Source organism: Oceanisphaera sp. IT1-181, from assembly GCF_033807535.1.
GTDB lineage: Bacteria > Pseudomonadota > Gammaproteobacteria > Enterobacterales > Aeromonadaceae > Oceanimonas.
In genome coordinates this window covers 2841041-2856572 of the sequence record NZ_CP136856.1, presented here as the reverse complement: position 1 = coordinate 2856572, position 15532 = coordinate 2841041, and the positions used below count along the sequence as shown (strand labels likewise).

Genomic DNA, 15532 nt, shown 5'->3' with positions numbered 1-15532 from the left:
CCGCAAGTATATCCTGTGTCGGCGTGCTTATTCGAGCGCTTTGTTTTTTAAAAGGTCAATCGCGCCCGCAATTTACCGATGCTGGCTATGCTTAAGTCGCGACTCATCAACTGCATGGATGCCTATGTTGAGCCCTAATTTAAGCACAAAACTGAGCACTATTTTTAGTGTTAGCAGAGGATTTAAAAGAAATACTTCAAGCGAGACCTTACTCGGTATCGATTTTGGGTGTGAGCGTATTCACGCCTTGGCGCTGCGCGCTCTCCCTGCTATTGGCGACCAGCCGGCTGCGTATCAGCTGCAGGCCATGGCCAGTGTGGCCACGCCAAGCGGTGCCATCGTTGATCATCAATTACATAATGTGGCGCAAGTAGTAGACGCGCTTAAGCAGTTGCGCCGCATGCTCAAAGTAGGCACCCGCAACGTAGCCACTGCCGTAAGCGGCAGCAGCGTTACTACTAAAATAGTGCATGTGCCTAATAGCTTGCCCGTTGAAATGCTGGCGCATCATATGGAGCAAGAAGCGGCGGCACACATTCCCTTTCCCTTAGCTGAAATTAGCTTAGATTTCGAAATACTAGGGCCCAGTGATCTGCATCCAGATCGCGATAAGATACTGCTCAGTGCCGCTCGTACTGAGCATGTACAAGCCCGTGTTGATGCCCTGCGCCAAGTAGGCTGGCGTGCGCAAGTGGTGGATATTGGCAGCCATGCTTTGGCGCGAGCGGTGTGCTTTTTATTAGCGCCATCGCCCGAACAACGCGTGGCCGTTTTAGAGCTTAGCGCCGAAAGCCTCACCTTTATGGTGATATATCAAGGCGAGATCATTTATCAGCGTTTACAGCCCTTGGCCGCCGACTCTGAACCAGCCAAGTTGAGCAATCAACACTATATGGCGCAGGTTACCAGCCAAGCGCAACGCCAGCTGCAGCTTTTTTGCAGTAACTCAGGTCAAACACCGCCTTCGCAACTGCTGCTCTGTGGCAGTGATACGGATCTTGCTCAATTAGTGGCGCGCCTCAGTCATGTCTTGGGCATAGCCGTGCAACTGCCTGATTTTAGTGCCATTTTTGGCGGTCAGCCTCAACTTTATCCTGAGGCGCCGGCGTTGAGTACCGCTTTAGGCTTGGCACTGCGTCGGGTATCGCCATGTCTAATATAAATTTATTGCCCTGGAGGGCGCAGCACCAAGAGCGGCAGAAAAAGCGCTTTATCGGGCAGCTGGCCTTGGTATGTGTGTTAACCGTGGCCGCTGTCTTGGTGGCGACCCATCAAATTAAGCAACAAGCACAGGCACAACAGCTGCGTAATGCCCAACTGCAGCAGGCAAGTACTGAACTCGACGAGGCCTTGCGTCATATAGAGCAAGCGCGCCAACAAGGCCAACAACTGAGTGCGCGCAGCGACTTAATTGCGCAATTTCAACAAAGGCGCAGCCAAGCCGTGCGCCTGCTTAATCAGCTGCCCACTTGGCTGCCTGCAGGTGTAAGGTTAGATAGCGTCCATTTAGCGCAACAAGCGCTGGAGCTAAAAGGACAAGCCCAGAGTTACCATCAATTATCGTTGTTAGTACAACACATAGAGCAGGCCGCTTGGCTGAGTGAGCCTCGGCTGCAAGCACAAGCCTTACCCGGTGATGCTCGGATTGCCGATCAAGCCCTGACTAAGCAGTTTTCATTGCAGCTCTCTATATCGGCTCCCGAAACTGTAACTGTTCCAATAGCTATACAGCCCCCAATATCCATACCGCCCAGTGCCACAATTCCTGCCATGCCATCTCTGCCGACTTGGTCAGCAAGTGGGGTTGCTACAGTGCCTAGTATCGAAGAGGAGGAGTCATGAGCTGGACCTTACATGAGTTGGAGTTAGAGCAAGTAGCGCTTTGGCCGAGCAGTGCTAAGTGGTTATTGCTGGGTTTGGTGTCGACGCTGTTGTGTTTAAGCGGCGGCTATTTTTATCTGAATGAGCACTGGGTGCAATGGCAGCAAGCACTGCAACAAGAGGCGGAGCTAAAACGCACTTTTCATCATAAAGCGCAACTGGCCGCAAGTTTACCGGCCTATCAGCAACAGGTGCTCGAGCTAGAAGAGCAAGTGGCGAGCGCCATGCAACAACTGCCCAATCAGCGACAAGCAGCAACCTTGCTTAGCGATCTCAGTACCTTGGCCAAAACTCATGGCCTAATGCTCACCGGTTTTCAATGGCAGGCCGAGCGCCCGTTAGCCCTTGTCACCGAGTTACCGCTGCAACTTCATTTACAAGGGGATTATCACCAATTAGGCCAGTTTGCAGCGCAAGTATCGGCACTGCCGCGTTTGGTGGTGATTGATAGCTTAGAGATACGCCGAGCAGACACTAAGCCAGCCGTAACTGACAGTGGCGTTGAGTTTAACCCGCCGAATGAACGGCTGAATATGAGCGTATTAGCGACCGCCTATGTCTATGCTAATCGGGAGGAACGTGACTCACCATGATGCACGATAGCTGTGAAATATTGCGACGATCACTCGGCTTAAGGGGTTTATCCTGCTTATACCGTTTAAATAGGGTGCTATTGATGGTTGCAAGCTTGATGTTGAGTGCCTGCAATGAGCCCGAGCCCATGGTCGACTATATTGCACAGACTAAAGCCCAAGCCAAAACCCAAGAAGGAAATGGGCCGCCATCTTTATTGCCGGTAACGGCTTACCCAGCGCTTGTGTATCAAGCTCATGCGGCGCGTAATCCTTTTTTCTGGGAGCCGTTATCATTAGCGGCGAATCGCCCAGCCAGTGAAATCAGCACCAGCTTAAACATCGCCACCGAAGCTGAGCTGCAGGCCAATGAGATCCTGCCTGCTTGTGAATTAGCGCCACTGCCTGATTTAGTCTTACGCGCTGTTTTTCACGAACACCATAAGGGCGGGGCAGCCTCTGCATTGATTCAAGTGGCGGATGCGGAAATTTATCCAGTCAGGCTTGGTCAGCGGTTGATCGCTAAGGTGAACAATCAGGCCGCCGCTGATTTAGGCGAGGATCTGGGTAAAGTAACGGCCATCACGGCGCAATCTGTGACGCTTACCCCTAGCCATACAATAAACGCAGGCTGCAATAATACTCATGCCATTACCTTGCATCTGTATTAATCAGCGCGAGCTGTAGAGGCCGTCTTTAGCCGGCCGGTTTTGTGTAACAAAACAAGAAATTTAATTAATAGGTGAATATCAAATCTCAGTACGACACCTGTACCCGTAGTGATGTTTTTGGTGCCGCTGCGCGCCACGGCCCTGTAGAGGCCGCTTTAGCCGGCCGGTTTTGTGTAACAAAACAAGAAACTAAATAAATACGCAAATATCAAATATCGGAATTTTACCTGCACTCGTGGTGGTGTTTGATGTTTTTAATGCCGCTGCGCATTACCGGCCAGCTAAAGACGGCCTCTACCAAAACGCCAGCCCTTGTAGATCGCCACCGGCCAGCTTTTCTTATCTAAAGCATCACTATTTTTTGAATTTGCAAAACCGTGAAACCATGTAATGGGATGAGCTCGGCGTTGGGATGGCGCGCTGCGCCATTTCGCGGTTAAAACCGCGCCTACATCCGTGCTATATAGAAAACGGTGCTGTATTCACGGCGCACGAATGTAGCAAGCGCGAGTTGATTATCTGGGCCGCGCCCCGTATTGTGCGCCTAGTATTTGAATTTTAGTATTCGTATGCCTTGAACAACAGCGGCTAAATTGACCGCCAAGAGACCTAAAACGAGAAGTGGGACGCCAGGCATGAGGACTGACTCAAGACCTCTTTGATCCCTAATGGCCGTTGTCGCTTGCCAGCGACCGGTTCAGTTGCGATAATTCGGCGTCCCATTTCAGAAAGTTAAGGTTAGGTCCATCGTCGACCCTGCGGTGTTCGTGGGGCGCATTCGTTTGTGAGAATTTCGTGTAACATGGCTGAGAAACGCAATATCTTCCTTGTAGGGCCTATGGGTGCGGGCAAGAGCACCATCGGTAAATACCTAGCGCAGCAACTGCATATGGAGTTTTATGACTCCGATCATGAGATTGAGCGCCGTACCGGTGCCGATATCAGCTGGGTATTTGATGTCGAAGGCGAAGAAGGCTTCCGCGATCGTGAAGAAAAAGTCATCAACGACCTGAGTGAGTTACAGGGCATAGTGTTGGCGACCGGCGGTGGCTCCATCAAAAGCAAAGAAAGCCGTAACCGGCTGTCGGCGCGTGGCATTGTGGTCTACTTAGAAACACCGGTAGAAAAGCAACTGGCTCGCGTACAAAAAGACAAACGTCGCCCACTGCTGCAAACCGAAGAAGCACCCGAAGACGTGCTGACCCGATTAGCTGCGGAACGTAACGAGTTGTATCTAGAAATTGCCGACTACGTAGTACGCACCGACGAGCAAGGCGCCAAATTGGTTGCCCATCAAATCGCCGAGCTGATCGGCCTGTAACGGACAGGAGATCCATGGAAAGGTTAACCGTAAGTTTGGGTGAGCGCAGCTACCCCATCCTCATTGCTGAGCATCTGCTCACTCAAGGCGAACTGTTGCGTAATGCCATTAGTGGCAGCAAAGTCATGGTCATCACCAACGAAGTGGTGGCGCCCTTATACCTAGACACCTTGTTGGCGGCGTTAGCGCCACTGCAAGTTGAGTCTTTGGTGCTGCCCGATGGCGAACAGTTTAAGAGCTTAGATACCTTTAATCAGGTGATGGGCGCTTTGCTGGCCGGTAACCATGGCCGCGACACTACGCTTATTGCCTTAGGTGGCGGTGTGATTGGTGACTTAACCGGCTTTGCCGCAGCCTGTTACCAACGCGGAGTGCCTTTTATTCAGGTGCCCACCACGTTATTGGCGCAAGTTGACTCCTCGGTAGGGGGCAAGACCGCGGTTAACCATCCCTTGGGTAAAAACATGATTGGTGCCTTCTATCAACCACAACTAGTGCTGATAGACACCTTGTGTTTACAAACCTTACCTGAGCGGGAATTTGCCGCTGGTCTGGCGGAAGTCATTAAGTACGGCATTATTTGGGATGCAGATTTCTTTAGCTGGCTCGAAGAAAATGTGTCGCGCTTACAACAGCTAGAGCCCAGCGCCTTGAGTTACGCCATTCGCCGTTGCTGTGAAATCAAAGCCGACATGGTGGGCCGTGACGAGCGTGAGCATGGCGTGCGCGCCTTGCTTAACCTTGGGCACACCTTTGGCCACGCCATTGAAGCCGAAATGGGTTATGGCAATTGGTTACACGGTGAAGCGGTGGCGGTGGGTATGGTGCAAGCCTGTTACACGGCGCGCTTACGCGGCGAGATGACAGACCAACAAGTTGAGCGCGTTAAGCAGCTATTGTTGGCCGCCAAGCTGCCAATCACCGGCCCCGAAACCATGGGTTTAAGTCAATACTTGCCGCACATGATGCGCGATAAAAAGGTATTGGCCGGCCAATTACGCCTGGTATTACCGCTCGGTATTGGCAGTGCGCAGGTGGTCAGTGACGTTAGTGAACAACAGTTAGGCTTGGTGGTGTCGGAATCCTCGGTGTGACCGACACCGTAAGTTTACCTTTTTCTTCTCAGCAGCAGCTGCTCGCGCGGCTGCGCCATCTTTCCCGCCTTGAAACCGATTTTATCTTGCTTACGGGCCCAGAGGGCGCGGGTAAGACCCATTTAGCTAACCTATTTATCGAGCAAGCCAGCCTCAGTTATCCGGTAATATTGGATGCTAAGACACTCGACAGCCACGTCCGTTTTCGCGAAGCGCTACTCAGCCATTGGTTTCCTGGGGCGATTTTTGATGCCCAAGACTCGTTAGTGGACTCCATGACGCGACTCTTAGCACAGAGCTTACATAAACGCTTACTGGTGGTAGACAACGGCGCTTGGTTGACGGATATTCAACTGCAAGAGCTGGTGCAACTCTACGGGACCTTGCCGGCAGCGGTGCGGCCTTTTATGCTGTTATTGGGCACTGCCGAATGGGCAGAGCAAGTGCGCCAGCAGCTTGATGAGGTGATGCAAAGCCAAATGCTAGAAGTGGAAGTGCCGCCTTTAACGGCCGACGACCAACAGCAACTATGGCAAGCCTTGAAGTTTCAGCCCCCCCAAGACGCCGCTCAGGATATTCATTATCCGGGCCAAGTGATCGCCATGATGGAGCCACAGATGAATATACAAGACTATCGTCAGCTACTAGAGCAAAAATCTGTTAAAGCATTACTCACCGTACTGATAGTGGTGCTGTTACTGATAGTGATCGTGAGTTTAACCGGTGGGCCAGATAAGTCTGAGCTTGCTCAGTCACCGCAAGACGATCTCACTGCACTGCCTACGGGCATCCCTAATAGCGGCCAGCCGCTTACTGCGGATGCCAATACTACGCTCACCAATACCGATATTAACGGCGAAGCAGTGGTACAACCTTGGGCGAATCCGACACTGCCAGAATCACCCACCATCGCGGCTACAGATACCGAAACGCCAGATGACGGCGATAAAGAGCGGGTGGTGATTGAAGATGAAGTGGTGAACCAGCTGATGCAACGCCAGCCCAATGCGCCGGTTACGGCACAAACGGCGCCCGCTAAGCCAGCCGCGCCTCAGCCAGCGCCTCAGGCTCCTGTTGTGCCCCAGCCTGCCGCACAAGCGCCTGCGGCCAGCCAAAATGCGGCTGCCAACGGCAACTTAGGCAGTGTTGCGAGCTTGAAGCAAAGATCAGGCCAGCGTTACACCTTACAGCTGATGGCGGGGCGCAATAAGTCGGTATTAGAAGCGCTGGTAAGCCAGCATAAACTGAGCCCAGCTTGGGTTTATCCGCGTACCATTGACGGTCAACCTTGGTTTGTCTTAGTTCAAGGCGATTATGTATCGGCGAAGCAAGCCCGCGATGCAGTTAAAGGGCTGGCGTCAGAATTACAAGCCGCTAAACCTTGGCCTAAACCGTTCGGACAAGTGCAAAAAGAAGTCGCGCAGTAGTGATAAGCCGCGCCAAGCTTAACAAAAGATAAAAAATTTCTGCCACGGAACGCACGGACAACACAAAGAAAAATAGTGATCAGATCTGAAAGTAACTATTAATGGTAAGAGCCAACCACCAGAACATCAGAGGCGAGCTCTTACCCATAAACTTTTAGTCTCTTGTCGCTTGTGAACTCTTCCGTGAGTTCCATGTTCTTCCGTGGCAAAAATAGCATTGGTTCTAGATCTTAAAGATTAAGGCTCTTGCTACGAGAGATGTGGCAAAAGCAGGTTAGAAATTAGGTTTTTCTTTATTCAGTTGCGTCGTAGCCGTCACTGCTGTTGCGGCCAGCTAGGTATCATCCCAATCGCAACCATAGCCAACACAGCGGCTAATGGTTACAATGCGCGCCCTTTATTGGTTCGGCTTTAATGACAACAATGACTAAAACTCGGGCATTCTTAAAATGGGCAGGTGGAAAATACGGCCTCGTAGAAAGCATTAATGCGCGCTTGCCCGAAGGTCGTCAGCTGGTTGAGCCCTTTATGGGCGCGGGGTCGGTATTCTTAAACTCTGACTTTGAGTCTTACTTACTGGCCGACATTAACGCGGACTTAATCCACCTCTATGAGTTGCTGAAAAGCAAGCCCGAGGTGTTTATCCGCGAAGCGGCAGCCTTGTTTATCCCTGCCAATAACGATAAAGCGGCTTACTACGACTATCGTATCGCCTTTAATCAAGAGCAAGACCGATTTCGCCGCGCCTTACTGTTTTTATATTTAAATCGTCACGGTTATAACGGCTTGTGCCGTTATAACAAAAGTGGCGGTTTTAATGTGCCCTTTGGTGCCTATAAAAAGCCGTATTTTCCCGAGCGTGAGCTGTGGTTTTTTGCCGAAAAAGCCCAGAAGGCGACTTTCGTTTGCAAAGGCTACGCCGAGGTATTTGCACAAGCACAAGCAGATCAAGTGTTTTACTGCGACCCGCCTTACGCGCCTTTATCGACCACCGGCTTTACCACCTATGCGGCCAACGGCTTTACGTTAGACGATCAAGCCATACTGGCACGCTTAGCCCGCGAAACCGCCGCTAAAGGCGTGCCGGTATTAGTGAGCAATCACGATATTGAGCTCACTCGCGAGCTGTATCGTGGCGCCGATCTACAAGTGATCTCAGTCAAGCGCACCATCAGTCGCAACGCCCTCAATCGCAAACGCGTCGACGAACTGCTCGCACTGTTTACTGAAGAGAATACGGAACACCCAACGCCTAGTATTGAGCTTTAAAGCTCATACTGTTGCTGTCGGATAAAATTTCTTATTTTGCTACACAAAACCGGCCGGCTAAAGGCGGCCTCTACCAGGGCGGGTGTTGTTGGTAGAGGCCCTTATTTTTAGGTAAGAGCAGCTGGCCGGTGGCGCGCAGCGGCACAAATTTGGATTATTTTTCTAACCCAAATCCGATAGTTTTTAGTTTTGTTACACAAAACCGGCCGGCTAAAGGCGGCCTCTACCAAGGCGGGTATTTTTGTAGAAGCCGCTTCAGCCGGCTGGTGGCGCGCAGCGGCACGAAAAACGTCGAACATCACGACGGGTACAGGTGCAATTCTGATATTTACTATTGGCGTGTTTATAGGTTCTCTTGTTTTGTTACACAAAACCGGCCGGCTAAAGACGGCTTCTACCAAGGCGGGTATTTTTGTAGGAGCCGCTTCAGCCGGCCGGTGGCGCGCAGCGGCACAGATTTGGATTATTTTTCTAACCCAAGGCTGACAGTTTTTTAGTTTTGTTACACAAAACCGGCCGGCTAAAAGCGGCCTCTAAGAGTTAGGTGTTGTTGGTAGAAGCCGCTTCAGCCGGCTGGTGGCGCGCAGCGGCACGAAAAACGTTGAACATCACGACGGGTACAGGTGCAATTCTGATATTTACTATTGGCGTGTTTATTGGTTTTCTTGTTTTGTTGCACAAAACCGGCCGGCTAAAGGCGGCCTCTACCAGGGCGGGTGTTGTTGGTAGTGGCGCGTCGCGGCACGCAAAACAGCTCGGCACAGAGTTTTCATTAAACACTCAAAATTAACCATTCAACATTGCCCTTATAGCGGCAGCGCTTGGTGCTCTGCGCTGATTTGAGTTAGAATTGAACGGTTTTTTTGCGCCTATGGGAACCCCTATGACCGACTACCTGATTGCCCCCTCTATCTTGTCTGCTGACTTTGCCCGTTTAGGAGAAGAAGTGGACCGCGTGCTCCAGGCTGGAGCCGATGTGGTGCACTTTGATGTAATGGATAACCATTACGTGCCTAATCTCACCATAGGCCCTATGGTCTGCCAAGCGCTGCGCGATTACGGCATTACCGCCCCTATAGATGTGCATCTCATGGTGAAGCCAGTAGACAGCCTAGTGCCGCAGTTTGCCAAGGCGGGCGCGTCTATTATTACCTTTCATCCGGAAGCTTCCGAACATATCGACCGTACTTTAGGCCTAATTAAAGAGCAGGGCTGTCAGGCAGGCTTGGTGTTTAACCCCGCCACGTCGCTGAGCTATTTAGAGTACGTGATGGATAAAGTAGACGTGATCTTACTGATGTCGGTCAATCCAGGCTTTGGCGGCCAGTCCTTTATTGATGGCACCCTCGATAAATTACGCCAAGTGCGCCGCATGATTGATGACAGTGGTCGCCAAATTCGCCTAGAGATCGACGGCGGCGTTAAAGTTGAGAACATTCGCGCTATCGCCGAAGCGGGCGCCGATATGTTTGTGGCCGGCTCGGCTATTTTTAGCCAGCCCGACTATAAAGCGGTGATCGATCAAATGCGCCGCGAGTTGGCACACGTCAATGCCAAGTAATGATGTAAATAAGCTGAGTAATATCCAGTTGGTGCAGTTTGATTTAGACGGCACCTTGATCGATAGCCTGCCGCAGCTCTGGCAGGCGGTAAACTTGATGCTGGTAGAACTTGGCTTTGCTCAAGCCCCAAAGCAGGCGGTGCAGCACTGGGTTGGCAATGGTGCTGATAAGCTAGTGGAGCGCGCGCTGACTGACGCTCTTGGCCAATCGCCGAGTGAGCATGAGCAACAAGCGGCCCGTGCGAGCTTTGATGCGGCTTATGACAGCGTAGCTAAGCACAATGTCGTGCTGTATCCGGGCGTGCTCGATACCTTAAGCCAGCTTAAAGCTGCGGGCAAAGCCTTGGCCTTAGTGACCAATAAGCCCTATCGCTTTGTGCCTGACATTTTAGCCAGCAGCGGCTTGAGCGAGTATTTTTCGCAAGCTTTAGGCGGCGACAGCTTGGCACAAAAAAAGCCAGATCCCGCGCCCTTATTGCATGTGTGTCAGACGCTTAATATTGCGCCGGAGCACAGTATTATGGTGGGCGACTCCGAAAACGACGTGCTGGCCGCCAAGGCCGCAGGCATGCGTGTGGTGGGCGTGACCTACGGTTATAACTACGGGCGCAATATCGCCGACAGTAACCCCGACTGGGTGTTAGATAACATTGAAGGCCTGCTCGATTTACTGAAGTAAGTGCCGAGCTTCTAGCTAAAAGACAGACACCGTTTTTTGTAGGTGGCCGTCTCTTAGGTAAAGAGGACTTCGCCACGGTTTTATGTTTTGGTTTTAAAAATGCCAGCTAAGCTGGCCCGGCGAACAAGTTGCCGGCTACAAGAGCCAGTCTTTTGTAAATACCTCTGTTTACGATAAAAAGAATTCGCCGCGGTTTTATGTTTTGGTTTTAAAAATGCCAGCTACGCTGGCCCGGCGAAGTCCTCTTTGCCAAAGAGACGGCCGGCTACAAGGGCCTGTCTTTTGTAGATGGCCGTGTCATAGGTAAAGAGTGCGAAACACGGTTTAGTTTTGCTGCGCACAAAATCTACTATTTATTAAACACTTAATTCAAACTGCACATTAAAAATATGCACACAAGGAACAGCATCATGGTTGAACAGCAAGCTAAGGCCTCGGCCAAACCCATCGTCTTTAGCGGTGCCCAACCGTCGGGCCAGCTCACCATAGGCAATTACATGGGGGCGCTTCGCCAATGGGTGACCATGCAGCAAGACTATGACTGCTTGTATTGCATCGTTGACCTGCATGCCATTACCGTGCGCCAAGACCCTAAAGCGCTGCGTGCTGCTTGCTTAGATGCAGCGGCCTTATATTTGGCCATTGGTCTGGATCCTGAGCAGAGCACGATTTTTATTCAGTCGCATGTACCTGAGCACGCCCAGTTGGCATGGGTGCTAAATTGCTACACCCAGTTTGGCGAGTTATCGCGCATGACTCAGTTTAAAGATAAGTCCAGCCGTTATGCAGAAAACATCAACGCCGGCTTATTCACTTATCCGGCGTTAATGGCTGCCGATATCTTGCTCTATCAAACCAGCCAAGTGCCGGTGGGCAACGACCAAAAGCAGCATTTAGAATTATCCCGTGATGTAGCTCATCGTTTTAATCAGCTGTATGGCGAAGTATTTACCGTGCCTGAGCCGTTTATTCCGGTGGATGGCGCGCGCATCATGAGCTTGCAAGAGCCGACTAAAAAGATGTCTAAGTCGGACGAAAACGTGAATAACTTTATCGGCCTGTTAGAAGATCCTAAAGTGATCGCCAAAAAGCTAAAACGCGCCGTCACCGACTCAGAAGAGCCAGCCGTAGTGCGTTTTGATGTAGAAAATAAACCCGGCGTGTCAAACCTGCTAACCTTAATGTCCGGTGCCACTGGCCGCAGCATTAAAGAGCTAGAGCAGCACTTTGAAGGCAAGATGTATGGCCACCTTAAAACCGAAACTGCCGATGCGGTACTAGCGATGTTAGAACCCATTCAAGCCCGTTTTCATGAGCTGCGCGCCGATGAAGCAGGTTTGAGTAAAATATTGTCGCTGGGAGCCGATAAGGCCCGTGTGAAAGCTGCGAATACCCTAGAAAATGTATATGATGTGCTTGGTTTCGTACCCCGAAATCGCTAATGTTTAAGGGGCCAATAGGCCCTTTTTAAACCACCTAATTGGATTTATACCCTTTGATGACAGAAACCCAGCCCCTTGAAAGCGATTTAATCGATAAATTTTATTGGTTACGCAAATTTCGCATGGCTAAAAATGATAGAACGCTCGATCTTATGGTCTCCAAAGTGATTGATGATTATCACAGCCGTCCCGCCGTGGTTGCCGCCATCTACTTGGCCGAATGCCAACGCGAACGCGAACTTGCCCAAGGCCGTCTTCTCACTCACTAATCTGCTCAGTTCTCGCTCCATTAACCTTACTTATTCATCGACTGTTGTTAGTCGATCGCATTGTCGTACTCGGCGTTTAGCATGCGGTTCAACAGTAACGACCTAATTGGTCGCGCGTTTTTATTGTTGAGTGTTTAATTTTGAATATGGTACTCGCGGCGAAAGCTTTGAGAATGATCTCGAATCTGCTGGGTGCTCATACGTTTTTGGCTATGCTGCGGTCGGTTTGGCTGCGGGTCTCTTAGGCATAAGTGCCGTTTTAGTTACGCTCATTCAACATTAAGCATCTAACATTAAGTGGTGCCGTTTACGGCTAAGCTTGAGTTCTGGTCAATACCTGTCAAAATTCTTACTTTATGGTCGTTCTTCTACTCAGGGTTTTTTAACATGCGCTTTTATAAAACGGGCCTCACATTGCTGGCCGCCATGGTGTTAACCGCTTGCTCTTCTAAAACTGCTGACATTGCTACCAAAATCGATGTGACCCATGGCCCTACCAGCATAGTGAATGGTGATGCCAAAGGCGCAGACGACATTACCGTCACCACTCCCTACTTTGCCTTCGCGTTATCCCAAGGGGTATTAGTGGATTTAGCCATGGTAGAAGATGGCTTATACACCAAAGACTTGGTGAAATCCGTAGACTTCACCCCAGATGTCGGCGAGCTTAAGCTCGAAAAAACCGAGATAGTGAAACACACCAATGATGAGCTGGTGATTAAAGTCACGCGTAATTGGAATGGCCAGCAGGTGCTGAGCACCTATGAAGTGCACAAAAACTACCCCGGCGTAAAGCTCACTACTCAGTTACAAGGCCAAGTGAAAGAAACCCTGTTCGCCGGTTATCAGTTAGAACGTAATGCGCCCATTAATAATAGCAACGTGGCCACTTACAACGACATGACGCGCATGGTGCGCAATCATTGGACCTCGGCGCAACTGCAAAATGAACTCAGTGCGCTGTATGAGACCGACGATTTACGCCGCAGCTATTCAGGCAAGAGTGTAGGCAAGAGTACAGATAAAAATACCGAGTTTAGCGCTTGGCTGAGTGCCGGCTCACTGGGTAGCCTGCAAAGCGACAAGCAGTTTTACACCAGCACCAGCCCACAAGCCGAATTGGGTTTGTTTGATTTAAAACCGACCACCGGCAACTTTGAAAACTACATGACAGTGATGCGCCAGCGTTGGGACAGAGGCGAGCGTGTGTACTTAAACGCCGGTCCTTTGCTGAAAAATGCCAAGCAACACAGCGGTAAAGTGTACGCTTACACGCCTAAAGGCAGTATTACCGCCGACTTCGCCCGTGCCGCCGCCCGTGGCCACAGCTTCGTCAGCTTCGGTCCAGAAGTGTATCCGTTGACCACTAACTTTGGTGGCGAAGCCGCACCCTTTAGTAAAACCGAAGTGGAGTTTCGCTCCGAAGTAGGACTGGCTAAAGCCGAAATCTGGTTAGACGGCGTGCAAGTGGCAGGTTGGAAAATCAACGGTGCCAAGCTGTTTAGAACCGGCGTACCCGTACCGCCCAACCGCACTTGGATGCAGTGGATAGTCGAAGACGTACAAGGCAACAAAGCCTACTCCAACCCAATTTGGGTGAAGTAATTCAGCTCCGAGCACCAAGCTAAATAAAAAAGCCGCGAACTTCGCGGCTTTTTTATCTGTTTTTTGTACCTGATTTGGTAGAGGCCGCTTCAGCTGGCCGGTGGCGCGCAGCGGCACTATGAAATCAAGGCTTTTTAGTTTTGTTACACAAAACCGGCCGGCTAAAGACGGCCTCTACCGGGGCGGGTATTTTTGTAGAAGCCGCTTTAGCCGGCTGGTGGCGCGCAGCGGCGCGCAATACGTCGGATACCACTACGGATACAGGTGCAATTCTGATATTTACTATTGGCGTGCTTATTGGTTTTTTAGTTTTGTTATACAAAACCGGCCGGCTAAAGGCGGCCTCTACAAGAGCTGGTGTGTTGGTAGCGGCACTATATCAATCACAGCCATACCGCATCCCACAGTGGGTAATCTCCTAATTTATTCACCAGTTGTGCACGTAATGGATTTGCCACTATATATCTTGCAACCATTCGTAAATCTTCATCCTTGCGAATAGTGGTTTCGTTCAAACCTTTTTGCCATAACCTACCTTGGCGATTCAAATGCAAATTAATTGCTCTGGCTGAACGCCCTTTGCATAGCTGCAAAGTCGAGGATAAATCATGGCTTTCACCCAATTGCATTAACCAATGTAAATGATCCGGCATGATCACCCAAGCTAAGGAATTGGCTAGTTGTTGCTGTTGTAGATCTTTTAAGGTGTGCACCAATATCCGACCCGCCTTCCAGCAAGCAAAAAATGGCTGGCGCTGATGGGTGCACATAGTGATGTGATAAACCTGACCAGGTAGAGAGACTCTACCTGCTACCGCATTTTTATATGGCATAGCTCTCCCCATACCAAATAGTGAGTGTAGGCCACATAACGTAGCGGGCTTTGGTAGAAGCCTTGCTTTAGACAAGGCCGGCCGGCTAAAGGCGGCACGCAATACGTCGAACACCACCATGTGCGCAGATGCTTTATATTGGCGTGTTTATTGGTGTTCTTGTTTTGTTACACAAAACCGGCCGGCTAAAGGCGGCCTCTACCAAGGCTGGTGGGTGCTGCGGCACTGTGTAATGTGTGCAAAATATTTTGTGCGTTTTTAATTAACCATTCAATTTTAAAAATTAACCATTGCGCGTCGTGCAGGGCGCTGCTGTTGTTAATTCAATTCATTCTCATTGCGACTACGTTATTTAAGTAAAATCAAACACTTATCTATAGTTCAAGTTTGTAAAGTTGGCGATTAACGACTATGCTTAGCCCACAATTTAAGAGGAGGATGTTATGAAAGGCGATAAAAAAGTCATTGAGTACCTCAATCAGGTGCTGGGCCTAGAGCTCACCTCCATTAATCAGTATTTTTTGCATGCCCGCATGTTCAAAAACTGGGGCTTGCACCAGCTAGACGAGCGCGAATACAAAAAGTCCATTAAAGACATGAAACAAGCCGATAAGCTGATTGAGCGGGTGTTGTTTCTGGAAGGTCTGCCGAATCTGCAGCATTTGAATCGCTTGCGCATTGGTGAAAACACCCAAGAAATGCTGCAATGCGACAAACTGCAAGCAGAAGAGCAACTGGCAGTGTTAAAAGACGCCATCGCTTACTGCGAGTCGATTCAAGAGTATGTATCGCGCGCTTTGTTATGCGAAATTGAAGAATATGAAGAAGAGCATCTGGACTGGATTGATACCCAACTGGATTTGATTGTTAGTGTAGGGCTCGAAAACTACCTGCAATCGCAAATGTAA

Annotated in this window: 16 protein-coding genes; 15 read left to right on the top strand and 1 reads right to left on the bottom strand. The window is 50.2% G+C overall.

Translation table 11 applies throughout. The features are described 5' to 3' along the window. Positions 1 to 124: 124 nt before the first annotated feature. From pilM to R0134_RS12565, 14 genes are all read left to right on the top strand, one after another. Positions 125 to 1162 carry a type IV pilus assembly protein PilM gene (pilM, locus tag R0134_RS12630; protein WP_319782310.1) on the top strand — a complete coding sequence of 346 codons (1038 nt, stop codon included), beginning with the start codon at positions 125 to 127 and terminating at the stop codon, positions 1160 to 1162. Continuing rightward, positions 1150 to 1842, top strand: a complete 693-nt coding sequence (locus R0134_RS12625) for a PilN domain-containing protein (RefSeq protein WP_319782309.1) — start codon at positions 1150 to 1152, stop codon at positions 1840 to 1842. Before pilM ends, R0134_RS12625 begins: the two co-directional genes overlap by 13 nt. Next, positions 1839 to 2474, top strand: a complete 636-nt coding sequence (locus tag R0134_RS12620; protein WP_319782307.1) for a type 4a pilus biogenesis protein PilO — start codon at positions 1839 to 1841, stop codon at positions 2472 to 2474. Before R0134_RS12625 ends, R0134_RS12620 begins: the two co-directional genes overlap by 4 nt. 83 nt (positions 2475 to 2557) lie before the next feature. After that, positions 2558 to 3124: a pilus assembly protein PilP gene (locus tag R0134_RS12615; RefSeq protein WP_319782306.1), complete on the top strand. Its 567-nt coding sequence runs from the start codon at positions 2558 to 2560 to the stop codon at positions 3122 to 3124. An 802-nt stretch (positions 3125 to 3926) separates the two neighbouring features. Then, on the top strand, positions 3927 to 4445 hold the full coding sequence (gene aroK, locus R0134_RS12610) for a shikimate kinase AroK (protein WP_087035048.1): 519 nt from the start codon (positions 3927 to 3929) through the stop codon (positions 4443 to 4445). 14 nt (positions 4446 to 4459) lie between these two features. Next, positions 4460 to 5539 carry a 3-dehydroquinate synthase gene (gene aroB, locus R0134_RS12605; RefSeq protein WP_319782305.1) on the top strand — a complete coding sequence of 360 codons (1080 nt, stop codon included), beginning with the start codon at positions 4460 to 4462 and terminating at the stop codon, positions 5537 to 5539. After that, entirely contained in the window at positions 5536 to 6966 is a 1431-nt protein-coding gene (locus R0134_RS12600; RefSeq protein WP_319782304.1) for an SPOR domain-containing protein, read from the top strand. The genes aroB and R0134_RS12600 overlap by 4 nt, the downstream gene beginning before the upstream one ends. A gap of 423 nt (positions 6967 to 7389) precedes the next feature. Then, a complete protein-coding gene (locus R0134_RS12595) occupies positions 7390 to 8235 on the top strand; it encodes a Dam family site-specific DNA-(adenine-N6)-methyltransferase (protein ID WP_319784368.1) in 846 nt (281 codons plus the stop codon). A gap of 544 nt (positions 8236 to 8779) precedes the next feature. Beyond that, positions 8780 to 9025, top strand: a complete 246-nt coding sequence (locus tag R0134_RS12590) for a hypothetical protein (protein ID WP_319782303.1) — start codon at positions 8780 to 8782, stop codon at positions 9023 to 9025. 93 nt (positions 9026 to 9118) lie between these two features. Continuing rightward, complete coding sequence (rpe, locus tag R0134_RS12585) at positions 9119 to 9796, top strand: ribulose-phosphate 3-epimerase (RefSeq protein WP_087035044.1); 678 nt, start codon at positions 9119 to 9121, stop codon at positions 9794 to 9796. Then, positions 9786 to 10475, top strand: coding sequence for a phosphoglycolate phosphatase (locus R0134_RS12580; protein ID WP_319782302.1), 690 nt, complete (start codon positions 9786 to 9788; stop codon positions 10473 to 10475). The genes rpe and R0134_RS12580 overlap by 11 nt, the downstream gene beginning before the upstream one ends. Before the next feature lie 410 nt (positions 10476 to 10885). Then, entirely contained in the window at positions 10886 to 11917 is a 1032-nt protein-coding gene (gene trpS, locus R0134_RS12575; protein ID WP_319782301.1) for a tryptophan--tRNA ligase, read from the top strand. A 56-nt stretch (positions 11918 to 11973) separates the two neighbouring features. Next, the gene (locus R0134_RS12570; protein WP_319782300.1) at positions 11974 to 12186 is read left to right on the top strand and encodes a hypothetical protein; all 213 of its coding nucleotides are present in this window, start codon (positions 11974 to 11976) and stop codon (positions 12184 to 12186) included. 387 nt (positions 12187 to 12573) lie between these two features. Continuing rightward, positions 12574 to 13791, top strand: a complete 1218-nt coding sequence (locus R0134_RS12565; RefSeq protein WP_319782299.1) for a hypothetical protein — start codon at positions 12574 to 12576, stop codon at positions 13789 to 13791. 383 nt (positions 13792 to 14174) lie between these two features. Here the strand turns inward: R0134_RS12565 and R0134_RS12560 are convergent, their stop codons facing one another. Next, positions 14175 to 14624 (bottom strand): REP-associated tyrosine transposase, encoded by a 450-nt coding sequence (locus R0134_RS12560; protein ID WP_319782298.1) that lies wholly within the window; start codon positions 14622 to 14624, stop codon positions 14175 to 14177. Between the two features lie 443 nt (positions 14625 to 15067). On the opposite strand from R0134_RS12560, the gene bfr reads away from it, so the two are divergent. Then, positions 15068 to 15532: a bacterioferritin gene (gene bfr, locus R0134_RS12555; protein WP_319782297.1), complete on the top strand. Its 465-nt coding sequence runs from the start codon at positions 15068 to 15070 to the stop codon at positions 15530 to 15532.

What these genes read in the sequence shown, in the direction of transcription:
- R0134_RS12620 (WP_319782307.1), top strand. Translation starts at nt 1,839, where the DNA reads ATGAGCTGGACCTTACATGAGTTGGAGTTAGAGCAAGTAGCGCTTTGG.
- trpS (WP_319782301.1), top strand. Translation starts at nt 10,886, where the DNA reads ATGGTTGAACAGCAAGCTAAGGCCTCGGCCAAACCCATCGTCTTTAGC.
- R0134_RS12565 (WP_319782299.1), top strand. Translation starts at nt 12,574, where the DNA reads ATGCGCTTTTATAAAACGGGCCTCACATTGCTGGCCGCCATGGTGTTA.
- pilM (WP_319782310.1), top strand. Translation starts at nt 125, where the DNA reads ATGTTGAGCCCTAATTTAAGCACAAAACTGAGCACTATTTTTAGTGTT.
- R0134_RS12560 (WP_319782298.1), bottom strand. Translation starts at nt 14,624, where the DNA reads ATGCCATATAAAAATGCGGTAGCAGGTAGAGTCTCTCTACCTGGTCAG.
- R0134_RS12625 (WP_319782309.1), top strand. Translation starts at nt 1,150, where the DNA reads ATGTCTAATATAAATTTATTGCCCTGGAGGGCGCAGCACCAAGAGCGG.
- R0134_RS12615 (WP_319782306.1), top strand. Translation starts at nt 2,558, where the DNA reads ATGGTTGCAAGCTTGATGTTGAGTGCCTGCAATGAGCCCGAGCCCATG.
- bfr (WP_319782297.1), top strand. Translation starts at nt 15,068, where the DNA reads ATGAAAGGCGATAAAAAAGTCATTGAGTACCTCAATCAGGTGCTGGGC.
- R0134_RS12580 (WP_319782302.1), top strand. Translation starts at nt 9,786, where the DNA reads ATGCCAAGTAATGATGTAAATAAGCTGAGTAATATCCAGTTGGTGCAG.
- aroK (WP_087035048.1), top strand. Translation starts at nt 3,927, where the DNA reads ATGGCTGAGAAACGCAATATCTTCCTTGTAGGGCCTATGGGTGCGGGC.
- rpe (WP_087035044.1), top strand. Translation starts at nt 9,119, where the DNA reads ATGACCGACTACCTGATTGCCCCCTCTATCTTGTCTGCTGACTTTGCC.
- R0134_RS12570 (WP_319782300.1), top strand. Translation starts at nt 11,974, where the DNA reads ATGACAGAAACCCAGCCCCTTGAAAGCGATTTAATCGATAAATTTTAT.
- R0134_RS12595 (WP_319784368.1), top strand. Translation starts at nt 7,390, where the DNA reads ATGACTAAAACTCGGGCATTCTTAAAATGGGCAGGTGGAAAATACGGC.
- aroB (WP_319782305.1), top strand. Translation starts at nt 4,460, where the DNA reads ATGGAAAGGTTAACCGTAAGTTTGGGTGAGCGCAGCTACCCCATCCTC.